14 protein-coding genes are annotated in these 20,049 nt (G+C 58.4%); 3 read left to right on the top strand and 11 right to left on the bottom strand.

Annotated features, from left to right (window positions below; all coding sequences use genetic code 11):
* From rsmA to lptD, 4 genes are all read right to left on the bottom strand, one after another.
* Complete coding sequence (gene rsmA, locus JLG71_RS23540; RefSeq protein WP_004098527.1) at positions 1–822, bottom strand: 16S rRNA (adenine(1518)-N(6)/adenine(1519)-N(6))-dimethyltransferase RsmA; 822 nt, start codon at positions 820–822, stop codon at positions 1–3.
* The gene (gene pdxA / locus JLG71_RS23535; protein WP_014837386.1) at positions 819–1,799 is read right to left on the bottom strand and encodes a 4-hydroxythreonine-4-phosphate dehydrogenase PdxA; all 981 of its coding nucleotides are present in this window, start codon (positions 1,797–1,799) and stop codon (positions 819–821) included. The genes rsmA and pdxA overlap by 4 nt, the downstream gene beginning before the upstream one ends.
* Positions 1,800–1,920: 121 nt before the next feature.
* Positions 1,921–3,207, bottom strand: coding sequence for a peptidylprolyl isomerase SurA (surA, locus tag JLG71_RS23530; protein WP_004098530.1), 1,287 nt, complete (start codon positions 3,205–3,207; stop codon positions 1,921–1,923).
* A 53-nt stretch (positions 3,208–3,260) separates the two neighbouring features.
* Positions 3,261–5,603 carry an LPS assembly protein LptD gene (lptD, locus tag JLG71_RS23525; protein ID WP_200913848.1) on the bottom strand — a complete coding sequence of 781 codons (2,343 nt, stop codon included), beginning with the start codon at positions 5,601–5,603 and terminating at the stop codon, positions 3,261–3,263.
* 244 nt (positions 5,604–5,847) lie between these two features.
* On the opposite strand from lptD, the gene djlA reads away from it, so the two are divergent.
* On the top strand, positions 5,848–6,675 hold the full coding sequence (gene djlA / locus JLG71_RS23520; RefSeq protein ID WP_185219617.1) for a co-chaperone DjlA: 828 nt from the start codon (positions 5,848–5,850) through the stop codon (positions 6,673–6,675).
* A 30-nt stretch (positions 6,676–6,705) separates the two neighbouring features.
* Here the strand turns inward: djlA and JLG71_RS23515 are convergent, their stop codons facing one another.
* Together JLG71_RS23515 and JLG71_RS23510 are read right to left on the bottom strand one after the other, a co-directional pair.
* Positions 6,706–7,404: a response regulator gene (locus JLG71_RS23515; RefSeq protein WP_116280270.1), complete on the bottom strand. Its 699-nt coding sequence runs from the start codon at positions 7,402–7,404 to the stop codon at positions 6,706–6,708.
* Positions 7,394–9,019, bottom strand: coding sequence for an ATP-binding protein (locus tag JLG71_RS23510; RefSeq protein ID WP_014837388.1), 1,626 nt, complete (start codon positions 9,017–9,019; stop codon positions 7,394–7,396). Before JLG71_RS23510 ends, JLG71_RS23515 begins: the two co-directional genes overlap by 11 nt.
* Before the next feature lie 322 nt (positions 9,020–9,341).
* Here JLG71_RS23510 and JLG71_RS23505 point away from each other — a divergent pair, with 322 nt between their 5' ends.
* Positions 9,342–10,697 carry a 2-hydroxycarboxylate transporter family protein gene (locus tag JLG71_RS23505; protein WP_049069206.1) on the top strand — a complete coding sequence of 452 codons (1,356 nt, stop codon included), beginning with the start codon at positions 9,342–9,344 and terminating at the stop codon, positions 10,695–10,697.
* A gap of 168 nt (positions 10,698–10,865) precedes the next feature.
* Entirely contained in the window at positions 10,866–11,405 is a 540-nt protein-coding gene (gene citX, locus JLG71_RS23500; protein WP_004098536.1) for a citrate lyase holo-[acyl-carrier protein] synthase, read from the top strand.
* Positions 11,406–11,486: 81 nt separating this feature from the next.
* On the opposite strand, the gene rluA is transcribed toward citX, so the two are convergent.
* From rluA to araA, 5 genes are all read right to left on the bottom strand, one after another.
* Entirely contained in the window at positions 11,487–12,146 is a 660-nt protein-coding gene (gene rluA, locus JLG71_RS23495) for a bifunctional tRNA pseudouridine(32) synthase/23S rRNA pseudouridine(746) synthase RluA (RefSeq protein WP_004098537.1), read from the bottom strand.
* Positions 12,147–12,158: 12 nt separating this feature from the next.
* Positions 12,159–15,065, bottom strand: coding sequence for an RNA polymerase-associated protein RapA (rapA, locus tag JLG71_RS23490; protein WP_025106476.1), 2,907 nt, complete (start codon positions 15,063–15,065; stop codon positions 12,159–12,161).
* 187 nt (positions 15,066–15,252) lie between these two features.
* Positions 15,253–17,610, bottom strand: coding sequence for a DNA polymerase II (gene polB / locus JLG71_RS23485; RefSeq protein WP_128696690.1), 2,358 nt, complete (start codon positions 17,608–17,610; stop codon positions 15,253–15,255).
* Positions 17,611–17,767: 157 nt separating this feature from the next.
* Positions 17,768–18,463 (bottom strand): L-ribulose-5-phosphate 4-epimerase, encoded by a 696-nt coding sequence (gene araD, locus JLG71_RS23480; protein ID WP_014227900.1) that lies wholly within the window; start codon positions 18,461–18,463, stop codon positions 17,768–17,770.
* A gap of 73 nt (positions 18,464–18,536) precedes the next feature.
* Complete coding sequence (araA, locus tag JLG71_RS23475) at positions 18,537–20,039, bottom strand: L-arabinose isomerase (RefSeq protein WP_163461475.1); 1,503 nt, start codon at positions 20,037–20,039, stop codon at positions 18,537–18,539.
* Positions 20,040–20,049 lie beyond the last annotated feature (10 nt).

The raw sequence follows: 20,049 nt of genomic DNA, 5'->3' as shown, positions 1-20,049 counted from the left end.
TTAGCTCTCCTTGGTGGGCGCGTTCTCAGATAACCAGTTAGCTAGCTGACAGTACTGCGCTACGGAAATATTCTCTGCGCGCTTCGCCGGATCGATGCCCAGTTCGGTCAGAACCTCAACGCTGAACAGGTTGCCGAGACTGTTGCGGATCGTTTTCCGACGCTGGTTAAAGGCTTCCGTCGTGATACGGCTCAGTACGCGCACTTCTTTCACCGGATGCGGCAGCGTGCGGTAAGGCACCAGACGCACCACGGCGGAATCGACTTTAGGCGGCGGCGTAAAGGCGCTCGGCGGAACTTCAAGCACCGGAATGATCTGGCAGTAGTACTGCGCCATTACGCTTAACCGACCATACGCCTTACTGTTCGGCCCGGCAACCAGGCGATTGACGACCTCTTTTTGCAGCATAAAGTGCATATCGGCAATGGCATCAGTATAGCTGAACAGATGGAACATCAGCGGGGTCGAGATGTTGTACGGCAGGTTGCCGAATACGCGCAGCGGCTGGCCCATACTCTGCGACAGCTCGCCGAAGTTCATGGTCATCGCGTCCTGCTGATAAATCGTCAGCTTAGGTCCGAGGAACGGATGCGTCTGCAGACGAGCGGCCAGGTCGCGGTCCAGCTCGATAACGGTGAGCTGGTCGAGGCGTTCACCGACCGGTTCGGTCAGCGCGGCGAGGCCGGGGCCGATTTCAACAATCGCCTGGCCTTTTTGTGGATTGATGGCCGAGACAATGCTGTCGATCACAAACTGATCGTTGAGAAAGTTTTGCCCGAAGCGTTTACGGGCTAAGTGGCCCTGATGGACTCGATTATTCATTGAGTATTAACAATCATTTTAATGGCGAGATTAAGCGCCGTGATAAAACTGCCGACTTCCGCTTTCCCCTGGCCCGCAAGTTCAAGCGCGGTGCCGTGGTCAACGGAAGTGCGAATAAATGGTAAACCGAGCGTAATGTTCACGCCGCGGCCAAAGCCCTGGTATTTTAGCACGGGCAGGCCCTGATCGTGATACATCGCGAGTACCGCATCGGCATGGTCGAGGTATTTCGGCTGAAACAGGGTATCCGCCGGCAGCGGGCCGCTGAGATTCATCCCCTTCGCGCGCATCTCTTCGAGCACCGGAATGATGGTATCGATCTCTTCCGTCCCCATATGGCCGCCTTCGCCCGCGTGCGGGTTCAGGCCGCAAACCAGCACGTGCGGGTTGCTGATACCAAATTTGGTGCGCAGATCGTGATCCAGGATAGTGATGATTTCCCGCAGCAGCTCAGGGGTAATCGCATCGCTTATCGCTTTTAGCGGCAGGTGAGTGGTCACCAGCGCCACGCGCAGCGCTTCGGTCGCCAGCATCATCACCACTTTACTGGCCTGCGAGCGCTCTTCAAAGAACTCGGTATGACCGGTAAAGGCGATCCCCGCATCGTTAATAATGCCCTTGTGCACCGGCCCGGTAATCAGCGCGGCGAATTCGCCGTTCAGGCAGCCATCGCAGGCGCGGGCCAGCGTTTCCACCACGTAGCTGCCGTTGCTGACGTTGAGCACGCCCGGTTCAACCGGCGCGTTGAGCGCGACGGGGAGAAGGGTCAGGGTGCCTGCACGCTGCGGCGTAGCGGGAGCGGTGGGGTTGTATGGCAGAAGCGATAAAGGAAGACCGAGCAGGTTCGCCCGGTCAGACAGCAGAGCGCCATCGGCGCAGATCACCAGCTCTACCGGCCAGTCGCGCTGCGCAAGCTGCACAACGAGGTCGGGGCCAATCCCGGCGGGTTCACCGGGAGTGATAACAACTCGATTCATACACGTCATCCTTCAGGCGGTCTCTTACTGGCTGCGCTTCGTCGCCCCCGTCAGAGACCGGGGCGATTTGCTCAGCCGCCTCGATACACCCTGAGCGATGTTGTGTATGAGGCTAATGCAATTAGTTGCTCAGAACCTTCACGTAGGCGCTGGCGCGCTGTTCCTGCATCCAGGTCGCCGCTTCCTCAGAGAACTTACGGTTCATCAGCATGCGGTAAGCGCGATCTTTCTGCGCGGCGTCGGTTCTGTCGACGTTGCGGGTATCCAGCAGCTCAATCAGGTGCCAGCCGAAGGAGGAGTGAACCGGAGCGCTGGTCTGGCCTTTATTGAGGCGCAGAATGGCGTCGCGGAAGGCCGGATCGAAGATATCCGGCGTCGCCCAGCCTAAATCACCGCCCTGGTTGGCAGAGCCCGGATCTTCAGAGAACTCTTTTGCCGCTTTGGCAAAGGTGGTTTTTCCACTCTTAATATCCGCCGCGATCTGCTCCAGCTTCGCCCGAGCCTGATCGTCGTTCATGATCGGCGACGGTTTCAGCAGGATATGGCGAGCGTGAACTTCGGTCACGGAGATGTTCTGGCTGCCGCCGCGCATATCGTTAATTTTCAGGATATGGAAGCCCACGCCGGAACGTATCGGGCCGACGATATCGCCTTTTTTCGCGGTGCTCAGCGCCTGGGCGAAGATGCCCGGCAGTTCCTGAATCCGGCCCCAGCCCATCTGGCCGCCTTTCAGCGCCTGCTGGTCGGCAGAGTAGGTGATAGCCAGTTTGCCAAAGTCCGCGCCGCTGCGCGCCTGCTGAACCACTGAATTGGCCTGATCCTGAGCCTCCGCCACCTGCTCGGACGTTGGGTTTTCCGGCAGCGGGATCAGAATGTGGCTGAGATTCAGCTCGGTGCTGGCGTCGTTCTGATCGCCAATCTGTTTGGCCAGGGTTTCAACTTCCTGCGGCAGAACGGTGATACGACGACGGACTTCGTTGTTACGTACTTCCGAAATCAGCATCTCTTTACGAATCTGATTACGGTAGGTGCTGTAGTTGATACCGTCATAGGCCAGACGGCTGCGCATCTGATCCATGGTCATGTTGTTTTGTTTGGCGATGTTGGCGATGGCCTGGTCGAGCTGATCGTCAGAGATCTTCACGCCCATTTTCTGGCCCATCTGCAGGACAATCTGGTCCATGATCAGACGCTCAAGGATCTGATGACGCAGGGTGGCGTCATCCGGCAGCTGCTGCCCGGCCTGGCCGGCGTTCAGTTTTACCGATTGCATCAAGCCATCGACGTCGCTTTCAAGAACAACGCCATTATTGACGACAGCCGCTACTTTATCGACAACCTGTGGGGCAGCGAAACTGGTATTCGCGATCATGGCGATACCGAGAAGCAGCGTTTTCCAGTTCTTCATACTTTTTCCATTTCAATTAACCGCAATTGCGGATTACGTGTAAACCAGCCACATCACAGGGAGCTCTGGTACGGTAAAATGTTCGAACGCAGCATCTGCTGGGTGCCGAGACCGTAGTTGGAGCTCAGGCCGCGCAGCTCAATGTTAAAGCCGAAGGTGTTGTCGTATTTGCTTTCGCTGCTGCTGTTATCCCAGCCGTTGATCTTACGTTCATAGCCGACGCGGATAGCGTAGCAGCAGGAGCTATACTGAACCCCTAACATCTGGTTCGCTGACTTTCTGGTATTCGTGTCGTAGTAATACGCGCCAACGACTGCCCAACGATCGACGATTGGCCAGCTGGCGGTCATCCCCACCTGCGAGATACCATCTTTGTACTGCTTAGCGGTGGAATAAGACGGCAGGGTCGCCTGAATGTATTCCGGGCTCGCATAACGATAGTTAAGTTGTACTAAACGGTTTTCGTCGCGACGGTATTCCACGGTTCCGCTGCCGGTTGCGACGTTATCCAGACGCGTATCGTACTGAATTCCCCCGCGTAAACCCCAGTCATCGGCGATGCGCCAGTAGGTATCGCCAGCCCATACCAGTGAACCTCGCGTGTCGTTGTTCTCCCAGTTGATGTTGTCGTCACCGGTACGTGCCTCGGTGAAATAGTAGATTTGACCAACGGAAATATTAAAACGTTCAACGGCGGCGGCATCATAAACGCGAGATGTGACGCCGGTGGAGACCTGGTTGGCGGAAGCGATACGGTCGAGGCCGCTATAGGTACGGTCGCGGAACAGGCCGCTGTAGTCCGACTGCAGCAGGGTTGAGTCGTAGCTGCCGATCTTGCTCTGGTCACGATAGGGGATATACAGATACTGCATCCGCGGCTCAAGCGTCTGGGTATAGTTCTCCTGCATATCGCGCTCGAAAACCATTTTTCCATCGACTTTAAACTGCGGCATGACGCGGTTAACGGAGTCTTTGTAATCGGTACCGTTGGCCGCGTTGTAGTCATCAAGGTTGCTTTGCTGGTAATGGGTTGCCAGCAGTTTTGCCTCAGTATTGATGCTTCCCCAGCCGTTAGACAGCGGCAGATTGATGGTTGGCTCGAAGTGAACGCGCGTTGCTTCCGGCATTCTGCTGTTCGAGTTAACAAAATGTACCGCCTGGCCATAAAGATGGGTATCAAACGGGCCGACATCGTTCTGGTAGTAGTTCACGTCCAGCTGCGGCTCGGCGGAATAGGCGTTGCTTGAGTCGCGGTTAAAGACCTGGAACTGCTTGGTCGATACGGTGGCGTCAAAGTTCTGATTCGCGTAGCCGGCGCTGAGCTTCTGCGTCGCGTAGCCATCGGTACTGGAACCGTATTTAGAGCTGAAGTCGTTAAAGTAGTCCGGGTCGCTGACTTTGGTGTAGTCGGCGTTGAAGCGCCACACCTGGTCTACGACGCCAGAATGGTTCCAGTACAACAGCCAGCGGCGGCTATTGCTGTCGCCGGAGTGATCGTCCTGGTAAATTTTATCCGAAGGCAGGTAGTCGAACTCGATTAGGCCGGTTCCTGCTTTGGTCAGATAGCGGAATTCGTTCTCCCACATGACGCCGCCGCGCTTGCTCATATAGTGCGGCGTCAGCGTGGCGTCGAAGTTCGGGGCGATGTTCCAGTAGTAAGGAAGATAGAACTCGACGCCGTTTTTGGTGCTGTATTTGGCGTTGGGGATCAGAAAGCCCGAACGACGCTTGTCGCCCACCGGCAGCTGCAGGTAGGGACTATAAAAAATCGGTACGGAACCGAGCTTGAAGCGGGCGTTCCAGATCTCAGCGACCTGTTCTTCGCGGTCGTGGATGACTTCACTGCCGACCACGCTCCAGGTGTCAGAGCCCGGCAGACAGGAGGTGAAGCTGCCGTTTTCTAAGATGGTATAGCGGTTTTCACCGCGCTGTTTCATCAGGTCAGCGGTACCGCGCCCCTGACGGCCAACCATTTGGTAATCGCCCTGCCAGACGTTGGTATCTTTGGTGTTCAGATTCGACCAGGCTTTCGGCCCTTTGAGGATCACCTGATTGTCATCATAGTGAACGTTGCCGAGAGCGTCGACCGTGCGCACCGGCTGCGGCTGGCCCGCGGCCTGCTGCTGGTGAAGCTGCACTTCATCGGCCTGCAGTCGGCTGTTCCCCTGATTGATATCAACGTTGCCGGTAAATACGGCGTTATCAGGATAGTTGCCTTTCGCATGATCGGCATCGATCGTCACCGGCAGGTCGTTGGGTTTCCCTTCAACCAAAGGACGATTGTAGCTTGGTACGCCAAGCATACACTGCGTGGCGAGATCGGCAGCGAGGCCCTGTTGGCTATACAAGGCGCTGGCAATCATGGTGGCCAGGAGGCTGGGAATACGTTTTTTCATACGTTGTATTTGTTGTTCCGTCATCGTGTGGCAGCGGCTTGCAAACGGTCAGAGCCTAACGTACTCGTCTAAATCGCGCTAGTGTTAATCCTGCCCGTTTCGAGCCCGAGCGTTAGGCACCGTGTAGAATGACGAGTATGATAAAGCAAATTATAGGCTATGTCCCACAATTGACCGAGGCGTAAACGCTTTGTAACGTGCGGTCAGATATAGCTTAACTGGCGGCAGAGAGATTGGGGAGTCTATGCAGTATTTGGGTAAAATAATTGGCGTTGCGGTTGCGTTGATGATGGGCGGCGGCTTTTGGGGCGTGGTGCTGGGCTTCTTAATCGGACATATGTTTGACCGCGCGCGCAGCCGCCGGCTGAACGTCTTTGCCAATCAGCAGGAGCGCCAGTCGCTGTTCTTCTCGACGACGTTTGAAGTGATGGGGCATCTGACCAAATCGAAAGGGCGCGTTACCGAAGCCGATATTCAGGTCGCCAATTTGCTGATGGATCGCATGAACCTGCACGGCGAAGCGCGTACCGCGGCCCAGCACGCGTTTCGCGTAGGGAAATCAGATGATTACCCGCTGCGGGAGAAAATGCGCCAGCTGCGCAGCGTCTGCTTTGGGCGTTTTGATTTAATTCGGATGTTTCTGGAAATTCAGCTGCAGGCGGCTTTCGCCGACGGCGAACTGCATCCCAACGAACGTGACGTGCTGTTTGTGATTGCCGACGAGCTGGGCATCTCCCGCGCTCAGTTCGAACAGTTCCTGCGCATGATGCAGGGCGGGGCGCAGTTTGGCGGCGGTTCGCAGCAGCAATCTTACGGCCAGCGCGGCGGCAGCGCCGGCTGGCAGCAGGCGCAGCGCGGGCCAACCCTTGAAGATGCCTGCAATGTGCTGGGCGTCAAAGCGACCGACGATGCCGCCACCGTCAAGCGCGCCTATCGTAAGCTGATGAGCGAGCACCATCCGGATAAGCTGGTGGCGAAAGGGCTACCGCCGGAAATGATGGAGATGGCTAAGCAGAAAGCGCAGGAGATCCAGAAAGCCTGGGAGCTGATTAAAGAGCAGCGCGGCTTCTAAACGACCGGCCTCTCCCGGGCGGGAGAGGCGTCACGATGCGCCGGCGGCGCGGCGGTACATACGCCGCGGATGGCCAATCTTGCCGTACAGCATTTCCACCTCCAGAAAGCCGATTTCCACGCAGTGCTCCAGATAGCGACGGGCCGTGGTTTTGCTCAAGCCAGCCTCGCTCACCACGTCATCAACCGAAAAGCAGCGCTCTTCTTCGCCGGTAAACAGGCTCTGTACCAGCGTCAGCGTTTTTTCTTCAATGCCTTTACTGCCGCTATCGGCTCGGTAGTTTTTAGCCTGCAGCTGATACAGCGAATCCACGTTCTGCTGGTCGACGATTTTCCATTCGCGCTGCTGATCGTAGAACTGCACGAACCGTTCAAGGGACTGGCTCAGGCGCTTCCATGATACCGGCTTAAGAATGTAGTCGAAGGCGCCGTTGCGGATTGCCTGGCTACAGGTTTCCATATCGCTGGCGGCGGTGATAAAGATCACCGAGCAGTTAGCATGGGCCATAATAGGGTCGTTCATCAGGGTGACCCCTTTGCCGTCCGGCAGGTAGTTATCCAGCAGCACCAGCTGCGGCGGTCTGGCGTTGAGTATCTGCCGCGCCTGGGCGAGAGAGGCCGCCGTGCCGGTCAGCCGCATGCGCGGGTGTTTCTGGATAAGCTCGGCGTGCAGCCGCGCCAGTTCGCTTTCATCTTCAACGATCAGGACATCGACCAGGTCATGATGCATAGTGCGTCTCTTCTTGCGGATGGGCTGGCCCGCTGGCGGGAATAAACAGCGTGAAAATCGCCCCGCGCGGCGCGTTGTCGGCCACTTCAATCGTGCCGCCAGCCTGGGTGACATAGCGCTCAATAAGATACAGTCCAATACCGTGATCGCCGCGGGTTTTGGTGGTGACGCCGCGCTCAAATATATGCTCGCGGATCTCCGGACGAATACCGACGCCGCGATCGGCGACTTCAATCATTAATTCCCGGGCGTTGAGCTGAATCAGGATCTCGACCGGTTCGTGCGGCAGTTCAGCGCGCTGGGTGGCTTCAATGGCGTTATCCAGCAGATTACCGATGATAGAGATAAGCTCGGACTCCATCAACGACGGCAGCGGGCGGTCGATGCGGCAGGCCGGGTCAAAGCTCAGCTCAACCCCTTTTTCCCGCGCGCGGGCGGCTTTACCCAGCAGCAGGCCGCACAGCGTCGGCGAATTAAAGTGCGATGAAATAAAGTCCAGCAGCTCCTGGGCATGCTCCGACTGCGCCTGAATATAGCGAATCGCCTCATCATAGTGGCCCATATGCAGCAGGCCGGAGAGGGTCGTCATCCGGTTGAGCTGTTCATGGCGCATGATGCGCAGATTATCAACGTAGCGTTTTACCTGGCTGAGCTGGGCGCTCAGGGAGTTGATTTCATCGCGGTCGCGGAAGGTGATCACCCAGCCCTGGAGCGCATTCTCCAGCATGATTCGCACCCGGCTGGCGAGTACCGTCAGCTGATTAAAACGGCACAGCTCGTCGTGGGTATCGCTTTCGAACATCTCTCCGCCGGCGAAAAACGGCTGCGGCGTAATGACGCTATCGATAGACTTACCGCGCAGCTGGTGCGCGGGCTGGCTCAGTCCGAGCAGGCTGCGGGCGGCGTGGTTTATCACTTCAATACGCCGGTGATGGTCAATCACAATCACCCCTTCGTATATCGACTCCATCATCGCTTTTTGCTGACGCACCAGCAGGCCGATTTCGCGCGGCTCCAGCGAGAAAATTTGTTTTTTAATGCTGCGGGTGAAGTACCAGGAGAAGATAAACAGCGCGATAAGCAGCAGCACCGCGGCGATGAAAATATTGATGACTTTTGCCAGCGTGATGCTGTCGAGATAGCTGGTGAGGTAGCCGACGGAGACAATGCCGACGACCCGACCCGCGTCATCGAAAATGGGCGCTTTGCTGCGCAGGGAAATACCGAGTCCCCCTTTGCGGATGGTGGTCGTGCTTTTCCCCTCAAGTACCGGCTGGTTATCGCCGCCAACCAGCCGCGTGCCGACCCACTCCGGATGGACAGAGTGAAACAGATGCACGCCCCGCTTATCGCCAATGACGATAAAACTGGCGTCGCTGTGGGCGGCGATATTTTGCATAAAGGGCTTTATCGCCAGCGCGTCTTCACGCGCCACCTGCTGACGTAAATCCGGCATCAGCGCGATTTCTTCTGCCTGTATTTTCGCGCGGGCGCTCATTTCCTGATAAAGCTGATGGCTGGCGTCGAAATAGTAATACACGCCCAGCAGCGCAAACAGCACTGAGAAAAAAGCGACCAGCGAAATGAACAGCTTAAACTGAAATGAAACCTTCATAAGTATAATGCACAGTATCAGGGATACGGCAGCGTATCATTTTTTCGCTGCCGGCATCGTGGCTGAGGGAAACCAGTGAACGTCACAAGAGCGTCCGGGAACCAGAATTATCCGCTGGCGGGGAATTTATCAAGGTTAATCAGGCGCTGGATTTAAAAACCTTAAAAACCACGGCAATAAATCAGAGCGGTTTCACAATAATAATAGAAACCATAAAAACCATAGTGACCATTAAAACTTCTTTTTTAATCTGCCGATCCTCACATTAACTCCGCGCGTGGCCCTCTAACCTGAAAAGTAATAATAACCAGAGGGCTTAATTATGAGCACCACAGACAATGCATTCTCTGCAACCATCGACCCTATTAATACGCCGAAACCCGCGCTTAAGCAGCGCTGGTGGCATATCCTCGATAACTGGAAAGTCGGTATTATCCCGCTGCCGCTCTTTTTGCTGGCCGGCGGCCTGATCGCGCTGGACTGCCTGGGCGGCAAGCTGCCGAGCGATATCGTCGTGATGGTAGCGACGCTGGCCTTTTTCGGCTTTGCCTGCGGCGAATTCGGTAAACGGCTGCCGGTACTCGGCAAGCTCGGTGCGGCGGCCATCTGCGCGACCTTTATCCCTTCTGCGCTGGTGCATTACGGCCTGCTGCCGGAGGTGGTGGTGGAATCGACCACTAAATTCTATAAGTCGACCAACATTCTTTATCTTTATATCTGCTGCATTATCGTCGGCAGCATTATGAGCATGAACCGCACCACGCTGATTCAGGGCTTTCTGCGGATTTTCTTCCCGATGCTGTGCGGCGAAATCGTCGGCATGGTGGTCGGCGTCGGCGTCGGTACCGCGCTGGGGCTGGAGCCGTTTCAGGTGTTTTTCTTTATCGTCCTGCCGATCATGGCCGGTGGCGTCGGCGAGGGGGCGATCCCGCTGTCGATTGGCTACGCCGCGCTGATGCATATGGATCAGGGCGTGGCGCTTGGGCGCGTGCTGCCGATGGTGATGCTGGGCAGCCTGACGGCGATCGTTATCTCCGGCTGTTTGAACCAGCTGGGCAAGCGTTTCCCGCATTTGACCGGTGAGGGGCAACTGATGCCGAACCGCCGCAACGAGACGCATCGCGAAACGCCCACCGAGGGCAAAATGGACGTGACGACGCTGGCCTCCGGCGCGCTGCTGGCGGTGCTGCTCTATATGCTGGGTATGCTGGGGCAGAAGACCATCGGCCTGCCCGCGCCGGTGGGCATGCTGTTCCTCGCGGTGCTGCTGAAGCTGGTGAACGGCGTCTCTCCGCGCCTGCAGGAGGGCTCGCAGATGGTGTATAAGTTCTTCCGCACGGCGGTCACCTATCCGATTCTGTTTGCCGTCGGCGTGGCGATCACCCCGTGGCAGGAGCTGGTCAACGCCTTTACCGTGACCAATTTGCTGGTGATTATCAGCACCGTAACGGCGCTGGTGGCGACCGGTTTCCTGGTCGGCAAAAAGATTGGCATGTACCCGATTGACGTGGCGATTGTCTCCTGCTGCCAGAGCGGTCAGGGCGGTACCGGCGACGTGGCGATTCTGACCTCCGGCAACCGCATGAACCTGATGCCGTTCGCGCAGATCGCAACCCGGATCGGCGGCGCGATTAATGTTTCGCTGGGTCTGCTGTTCCTCAGTCACTTTCTGGCCTGATTTAACTTTTTTATAACCGCTAAGTCTGCTTTTTCGTGCTAAATGGCGCAGAAAATATCTGCGCCCCGTCTCCAAAACAGGGATCGTTTAGCGATACAATCAGCGCCATTATTCGCGACTGCGACGGCAGCCTGTCCGCTGCCTTTTATTAAGTGAGGAGAGAAACAAATGTCAGTGGATACTCTCGCCCGTGAGGGCGTAAGCATGGAAGCGCTGCTGGCGGCGAAAGAGCAGCGCGCCGCGCGCCAGGCCGACTGGTTAGCCCATTATCAGCGGCCGGTGATTTCGCTGACCCTGGTGACGCCGGGCGCGGTGAAAGACAGCATTCGCTACCGTAATATGATGGGGGTGGCGCTGCAGGCCTGCGATCAGATGCTGTGGAAACACCGCTGGCAGACGCTGGATCGCCAGGTGCTGTGGCTGCCGACCGGGCCGGAAGCGCTGTGGTGCGTCGATCACGCCGCCAGTGAAATCAAAGCCTTCTGTACCGATCTTGAGCATACCCATCCGCTGGGACGCCTGTGGGATATTGACGTCATTTGCCCGAAAAATGGCCTGGTTGGCCGTCAGTCAATGGGGGAGAACCAGCGCCGCTGCCTGCTGTGCGACGAGCCCGCGCACGCCTGCGCGCGCAGCCGCCGTCATGACACCGGGCAGGTTGTGGCCCGCGTTGAGCAGATGATTGATGCGTGGTTTGCCCGCGACTGACGTCCGTTTTCCGCGGCATTGATGAGCGAGGAGTAGCCCGGGTGAGCCGCTGGCGGCACGACCCGGGACAGAGGGGTACGGTCAGAAGTCGATCGGCGCGCGAAACGTCATCGTATTACCGAAAGCGGGGTGGGTGATGGTCAGCGTTTCGGCGTGCAGCAGCAGACGAGGCGCCATGGCCAGCGCTTCCGGCGACGCATAAAAGCGGTCGCCAAGAATCGGATGGCCCAGCGCCAGCATATGCACGCGCAGCTGATGCGAACGCCCGGTAATCGGCTTCAGGCGCACGCGGGCGGTGTTGTCCGCCGCCAACTCCAGCACTTCATACTCGGTTTGCGCCGCTTTGCCGGTTTCGTAACACACCTTCTGCTTTGGCCGGTTCGGCCAGTCGCAAATCAGCGGTAAATCCACCAGACCCTCGGTTTTCTCCGGATGCCCCCAGACGCGGGCGACGTACTGCTTTTTCGGCTCCCGTTCGCGGAACTGCCGCTTCAGCTCGCGCTCTGCCGCTTTGGTCAGGGCCACCACAATCACGCCGCTGGTCGCCATATCCAGCCGGTGCACCGACTCGGCCTGCGGGAAGTCGCGCTGAACGCGCGCCATCACGCTGTCTTTGTGCTCGGCAAGTCGGCCCGGCACGGACAACAGGCCGCTTGGCTTGTTGACCACCATAATGTGCTCATCCTGGTAGAGAATAACCAGCCAGGGATCCTGCGGCGGATTGTAGTTTTCCATCGCCATATTCGCGTTCCGTTACTGGTGGGTGACCACGATTAAGCGCAGCGCATCCAGGCGCCAGCCCGCCTGCGCCAGCGCGTCCATAACCTGCTGACGGTTGCTCTCGATAGCCGCCAGTTCATCATCGCGGATGTTCGGGTTCACGGCGCGCAGCGCTTCAAGGCGCGACAGCTCGGCCGTCAGTTTATCGTCGGCTTCTTTACGCGCGGCGTCGATCAGCGCCTGGGCCGCTTTGGCTACCTGGCCTTCGCCCTGCTGTAAAATCGCGTGGACGTCCTGCTGGACGGCGTTGACCAGCTTGCTGCCGGTGTGGCGGTTAACCGCGCTCAGCTGACGGTTGAAGCTTTCGAACTCCACCTGACCGGCGAGGTTGTTGCCGTTTTTGTCGAGCAGCATGCGCACCGGCGTCGGCGGCAGGAAGCGGTTGAGCTGCAAATGCTTCGGCGCCTGCGCTTCAACGACGTAAATCAGCTCCAGCAGCAGAGTACCTACCGGCAGCGCTTTATTCTTCAGCAGCGAAATGGTGCTGCTGCCGGTATCGCCGGAGAGGATCAGATCCAGACCGTTGATAATCAGCGGATGCTCCCAGGTGATGAACTGCGCGTCTTCGCGGGACAGGGCGACGTCACGCTCAAAGGTAATGGTGCAGCCATCTTCCGGCAGGCCCGGGAAATCCGGGACCAGCATATGGTCGGAGGGGGTCAGGACAATCAGATTCTCACCGCGATCGTCCTGGTTGATGCCGACGATATCAAACAGGTTCATGGAGAAGGCGATCAGGCTGGTGTCGTCATCCTGTTCTTCAATGCTTTCCGCAAGCTGCTGGGCTTTTTCTCCGCCGTTGGAGTGGATCTCCAGCAGGCGGTCGCGGCCCTGTTCCAGCTGCGCTTTCAGCGCTTCATGCTGCTGGCGGCAGGCTTTGATCAGGTCGTCAAAGCCGTCGGTATTTTCCGGCGTGGCAAGATAGTTGATCAGTTCGTTATGCACGCTGTCGTAGACGGTTCGGCCGGTCGGGCAGGTGTGCTCGAACGCGTCCAGGCCTTCGTGATACCAGCGCACCAGCACCGACTGGGCGGTTCTTTCCAGATAGGGAACGTGGATCTGAATATCGTGAGCCTGGCCGATACGGTCAAGACGGCCGATACGCTGCTCCAGCAGATCCGGGTTGAACGGCAGGTCGAACATCACCAGATTGCTGGCGAACTGGAAGTTGCGGCCTTCGGAGCCGATCTCAGAACACAGCAGCACCTGAGCGCCGGTATCTTCCTCGGCGAACCAGGCGGCGGCGCGGTCGCGTTCGATAATCGACATCCCTTCGTGGAACACCGCGGCGCGAATGCCTTCGCGCTCGCGCAGGACCTGCTCCAGCTGCAGCGCGGTGGCCGCTTTGGCGCAGATGACCAGCACTTTCTGCGAGCGGTGGCTGGTGAGATGGCCCATCAGCCATTCAACGCGCGGATCGAAGTTCCACCAGGTGCCGGTATCGCCTTCAAATTCCTGATAAATTTGCTCCGGATAGAGCATGTCGCGGGCGCGCTCTTCGGCGGTTTTGCGGGCGCCCATAATGCCGGAAACCTTAATGGCCGTCTGGTACTGGGTTGGCAGCGGCAGACGAATCGTATGCAGCTCGCGTTTCGGGAAACCTTTGACGCCGTTACGGGTGTTGCGGAACAGCACGCGGCTGGTGCCGTGGCGGTCCATCAGCATCGACACCAGCTCCTGACGAGCGGCCTGGGCATCATCGCGATCGCTGTTGGCGGCCTGCAATAATGGTTCAATATCCTGTTCGCCGATCAGATCGCTCAGCGCGTTCAGATCGGCGTCGCTCAGCTTATTACCGGCCAGCAGCAGGGCGACCGCGTCGGCAACCGGACGGTAGTTCTGCTGCTCTTCAACAAACTGGGCGAAGTCGTGGAAACGGTTGGGGTCGAGCAGGCGCAGGCGGGCGAAGTGGCTCTCCATTCCCAGCTGCTCCGGCGTCGCGGTGAGCAGCAGAATGCCCGGCACGCATTCGGCCAGCTGTTCAATCGCCTGATATTCCCGGCTCGGGGCGTCTTCGCTCCAGACCAGGTGGTGCGCTTCATCAACGACCATCAGATCCCACTCGGCTTCGCACAGGTGTTCCAGGCGCTGCTTGCTGCGGCGCACGAAATCCAGCGAACAGATCACCAGCTGTTCGGTTTCGAACGGGTTAATCGCGTCGTGCTGCGCTTCGGCATAACGCTCATCGTCAAACAGCGAGAAGCGCAGGTTAAAGCGGCGCAGCATTTCCACCAGCCACTGGTGCTGCAGGGTTTCCGGGACGACGATCAGGACGCGTTCCGCGGCGCCGGAGAGCAGCTGCTGATGCAGGATCATCCCGGCTTCAATGGTTTTACCTAAACCTACTTCATCCGCCAGCAGGACGCGCGGCGCGTGGCGGCGGCCAACGTCGTGGGCGATATTCAGCTGATGCGGGATCAGGCTGGTGCGCTGGCCGCGCAGGCCGCTCCACGGCATGCGGTACTGTTCGCTCTGGAATTTACGCGCGCGATAGCGCAGGGCGAAACGATCCATACGGTCGATCTGTCCGGCGAACAGACGGTCCTGCGGTTTGCTGAAGACCAGCTTGCTGTCGAGGAGCACTTCACGCAGGGTAACGTTGGCTTCCTGGGTATCGAGGCGGGTGCCGGTGTAGGCCAGCAGACCGTTCTCTTCATTAACTTCGTCAACCTGGAGTTGCCAGCCTTCGTGGCTGGTGATGGTATCGCCCGGGTTAAACATCACGCGGGTGATTGGGGAGTCGTTGCGTGCGTACAGACGGTTTTCGCCGATGGCGGGGAAAAGCAGGGTCACCATGCGCGCGTCCAGCGCAACGACCGTCCCTAATCCCAGTTCGCTCTCTGTGTCGCTAATCCAGCGTTGACCAAGTGTAAAAGGCATATATGTTCGGCTCTTTAGTTCTTTGATTGCAGGCAATAGTTGAGCATCTCCATGGAGAATCGGAGATACGTCAAAATTGGGTCCAGGAATGGAAAGGGCGCTATATTACTGGATGGCGGAACGTTCGTCACGTCCTCCTCACCCTTCATTTTGCGGCTTTTGCGCCAGCGGAATGAGTGAGAAAAAATCAAAATAGCCCCAGCTGCCCCGTCACTATTGTAGCAAAATCGTCGTCGACAAAGGGAAGTATTCCTTCGGCGACAGGCTCTAATTGCTTAGAAAGATAGTGTTCATAATCCAGCGGTGATTGCTGATAATCCACCGGCTCCGGCCCGCCGGTGGTCCAGACGTATTTAATGCTGCCGCGCTGCTGATACTGCTGCGGCCTGCCCAGCCTGACGTTTTGCTCATCAGCGAGCCTGGCCGCGCGCACGTGCGGCGGCACGTTGCGCTGATACTCCGCCAGCGGACGGCGCAGGCGCTTGCGGTAGACCAGCCGATCGTCAAGCTCGCCGTTCATCAGCTTATCAATGGTTTCGCGCACGTAATCGCGATAGGGCTGATGGCGGAAAATGCGCAGATAAAGCTCCTGCTGAAACTGCTGGGCCAGCGGCGTCCAGTCGGTGCGTACCGTCTCCAGCCCTTTAAACACCATGCGCTGCTCGCTGCCTTCCTGAATCATCCCGGCGTAGCGCTTTTTACTGCCGGTATCCGCGCCGCGAATGGTGGGCATGAGAAAGCGGCAGAAGTGGGTTTCGAACTCCAGCTCGAGGGTGCTGACAAGCCCCTCTTTGCTCAGCTCCGCCGCCCACCATTCGTTGACAAAGGCCACCAGCGAGCGGCCGATGCTGCTGGCTTCCTCTTCGCTGTGGGACCGTTTGAGCCACACGAAGGTGGAGTCGGTATCGCCGTAGATAACGTCATAGCCCTGGGATTCAATCAGCGCTTTGGTCTGGCGCATAATCGCGTGGCCGCGCATGGTGATGGATGAGGCCAGACGCGGATCGAAAAAGCGGCAGGCGCTGGTACCGAGCACGCCGTAGAAGGCGTTCATAATGATTTTCAGCGCCTGCGACAGCGGTTTGTTTTTATGCTGCTTGGCCTCGTCGCGCCCGTGCCAGATTTGCCCGACGATCCCCGGCAGGCAGTGTTTTTCTCGCGAGAAGCGCGCGCCGAGAAAGCCTTCGGTGCTGTGAGCGTCATCGGGCTGCGCCAGACCTTCCACAAGTCCCACCGGGTCGATCAGAAAGGTGCGGATAATCGACGGGTACAGGCTTTTGTAATCCAGCACCAGCACCGAGTCGTAGAGGCCGGGGCGGGAGTCCATCACGTAGCCGCCGGGGCTGGCCTGCGGCGGCACTTCACCGAGGTTCGGCGCGACGTAGCCGAGCCGGTGCATGCGCGGGAAATAGAGATGGCTGAAGGCGGCGACCGAACCGCCGTGGCGATCCGCAGGCAGGCCGTTGACCGTCGCGCGCTCCAGCAAAAACGGCATGATCTCGGTTTTGTGGAAGATGCGCGTGACCAGCTCGCAGTCCTGCAGGTTATAGGTGGCCAGCGCCGGTTTATCCAGGTGAAAGCGGCGATCGATTTCATCCATCCGATCCCAGGGATTATCAATGGCTTTGCCCTCGCCGAGCAGCTCGCGGGCGACCGACTCCAGCGCAAAAGAGGAGAAGTTCCAGAACGCGGATTTCAGCGCCTCGATGCCATCGATAATCAGGCGGCCGTTGGCCTGAGCAAAGAAGACGCCATTCTTAAAACCGTGTTCGCGCCACTCCAGTTCGCTGTTGCCGCGGCCGAGCAGCAGCGGGATGCGATAGCGCTCGGCGTGCTTTTGCAGGACGCGTAAATCAAACTGCACCACGTTCCAGCCGATCAGCACGTCCGGGTCGTGGGCGGCAAACCAGGCGTTAAGCTTTTCCAGCAGCAGCGGGCGGCTGGCGACGTACTCCAGTTCGAAATCGACGGCAGGCGGGGTGGCAGGTTCCGGCCCTAACATATAGACGACCCGCTGGCCGCAGCCTTCAAGGCCGATGCAGTAGAGCTCGCCGTGGCGGCTGGTTTCGATGTCCAGCGACACCCATTTCAGGGGCGGTCGGTAGTGGGGATTGGGCTTCATCCGCGCGTTGACCAGCCGCTGGCCGCGCGCCTCGCCTTCAACCCACACCGGGGCGGTGATAAAGCGCTCCATCAGATAGCGCTCCGGCGGGCGAACGTCGCCTTCATATACCGTGACGCCGTTTTCGCGCAGCTTTTTTTCCAGCCGCATCAGCTGGCGGTGAGCGCGGCAGTAGAGGCCAAAGACCCGCTGGCGATGAAAATCTTGCAGAGTGAGCGCAGCAAGGCGATGGCCGTTTTCGCCCTGCAGCAGGCGTTCAGCCTGCGGGCGCTGCGATTCGGGAATGAACGCGACGGATTCCTGCGGCGGCAGGGTGACCTCAAGCGGGCCGTCATCGGTCGCCAGCCAGAATGTCAGTTCGGTGCCCTGCGGGGTATCCCGCCAGTGACGGGTGAGTAAAAAACCTGCTCGTGGCTGCGTCACGCCGTGCTCTCATCAGTAAAAACCAGGCCTGATTATAGCCTGGTTCACCGAATGATGCTGGGGTTTTATACAGGTGTGGCGCGCTGTTTCCCGGACTTAGCCGGGCTACCAGCCTGTAGCCCGGCTAAGCGCAGCGCGAGCCGGGAATGCTGCGGCGTTACTGCCCGTAATACGCTTTCGCGCCGTGCTTGCGCAGATAGTGTTTATCCAGCAGCGTTTGCTGCATCTCCGGCAGCTGCGGCGCCAGCTGGCGGCAGAAGATGCCCATATAGGCGATCTCTTCCAGCACGATAGCGTTATGCACCGCGTCTTCGGCGTTTTTCCCCCAGGCAAACGGGCCGTGCGAGTGCACCAGCACGCCGGGCATTTGCGCCGGATCGATGCCTTTTTCACGGAAGGTTTCAACGATCACTTCGCCGGTTTGCCATTCGTACTCGCCGTTGATCTCATCGTCGGTCATCAAACGGGTACAGGGGACCGCGCCGTAGAAATAGTCGGCGTGGGTGGTGCCGGTAGCGGGAATCGACTGTCCGGCCTGCGCCCAGATGGTGGCGTGACGCGAATGGGTATGAACAATGCCGCCCAGCGTCGGGAATGCCTGATACAGCAGACGGTGGGTTGGCGTATCCGACGAGGGCTTCTTCTTGCCTTCCACCACGTCGCCGGTCTCCAGGCTGACCACCACCATATCCTCGGCGGTCATGACGCTGTAGTCGACGCCGGAGGGTTTAATCACCAGCACGCCCCGTTCACGGTCGACGGCGCTGACGTTGCCCCAGGTGAGGGTAACCAGATTGTGCTTTGGCAGGGCCAGGTTGGCTTCGAGAACCTGGCGTTTAAGATCTTCTAACATACTGTGCTCCGAATTGCTGGCGAGTCAGTTCCCCTCACCCGCACCCTCAGGGAGAGGGTGAGGGGACGGCCCCTTAGCGTTTTGAACCGTAATACACTTCGTTCCAGCGCAGCGCGTCCTTGAAGGAGGGCAGACGGGTTTCGTTATCAATCACGGTCAGCTCGATATCCTGCAGCTCAGCAAACTGGCGCATATCGTCGAGGGTGAGCGCATGGCTGAAGACGGTGTGGTGCGCGCCGCCAGCGATGATCCAGGCTTCGGACGCGGTGCGCAGATCCGGATGCGCTTTCCACAAGGCGTTGGCCACCGGCAGCTTCGGCAGTTCGTGCGGCGTTTTCACCGTTTCAATGGTGTTCACCAGCAGACGATAGCGATCGCCGAGATCGATCAGGCTGGCGACGATCGCCGGGCCGGTCTGGGTGTTAAAGATGATGCGCGCCGGATCGGCTTTCCCGCCGATGCCCAGCGGCTGCACGTCGAGAATCGGTTTTTCAGGGGTGGCGATGGTCGGGCAGACTTCCAGCATATGCGAGCCTAGCGCCAGATCGTTGCCTTTCTCGAAGTGGTAGGTGTAATCCTCCATAAAGGAGGTGCCGCCCTGCAGACCAGTTGCCATCACCTTCATGATGCGAAGCAGAGCGGCGGTTTTCCAGTCGCCTTCGCCCGCAAAGCCGTAGCCCTGCTGCATCAGACGCTGCACGGCGAGACCCGGAAGCTGTTTCAGGCCGTGTAAATCTTCAAAGGTGGTGGTGAACGCGTGGAAGCCGCCCTGTTCCAGGAAGCGCTTCATCCCCAGCTCAATGCGCGCGGCATCGAGAAGGTTCTGCCGCTTATCGCCGTGGATTTGCACCGCGGGGGTCAGGCGATAGCTGCTTTCGTACTCATCCATCAGGGCGCTGATTTCACCGTCGGTGACCGCATTGACGACCTGCACCAGATCGCCCACCGCCCAGGTGTTAACCGAGAAGCCAAACTTAATCTGCGCGGCGACTTTATCCCCGTCGGTGACCGCCACTTCGCGCATGTTATCGCCGAAACGGCACACTTTCAGGTGGCGGGTATCCTGTTTAGAGACCGCCTGGCGCATCCACGCGCCGATGCGCTGATGGGCTTCTTTATCCTGCCAGTGGCCGGTCACCACGCTGTGCTGCTGACGCATGCGGGCGCCGATGAAGCCAAATTCGCGGCCGCCGTGGGCGGTCTGGTTCAGGTTCATAAAGTCCATATCGATGCTGTCCCACGGCAGGGCCGCGTTGAACTGGGTGTGGAACTGCATCAGCGGTTTATTCAGGATCGTGAGGCCATTGATCCACATTTTCGCCGGCGAGAAGGTATGCAGCCACACCACCATCCCGGCGCACTTATCATCGTAGTTTGCGTCGCGGCAGATATGGGTGATCTCATCCGGCGTGGTACCCAGCGGCTTAAGTACCAGTTTGCACGGCAGTTTGGCTTCCGCATTCAGGCTGTTCACCACATGTTCTGCGTGCTTTGTCACCTGACGTAGCGCTTCAGGGCCGTACAGATGCTGGCTACCGATAACGAACCACACTTCATAGTTATTAAAAATCGTCATTTTCATGTCC

The sequence above is a fragment of the Klebsiella michiganensis genome (assembly GCF_015139575.1).
GTDB lineage: Bacteria > Pseudomonadota > Gammaproteobacteria > Enterobacterales > Enterobacteriaceae > Klebsiella > Klebsiella michiganensis.
This window is presented reverse-complemented; position numbering and strand designations above follow the sequence as displayed.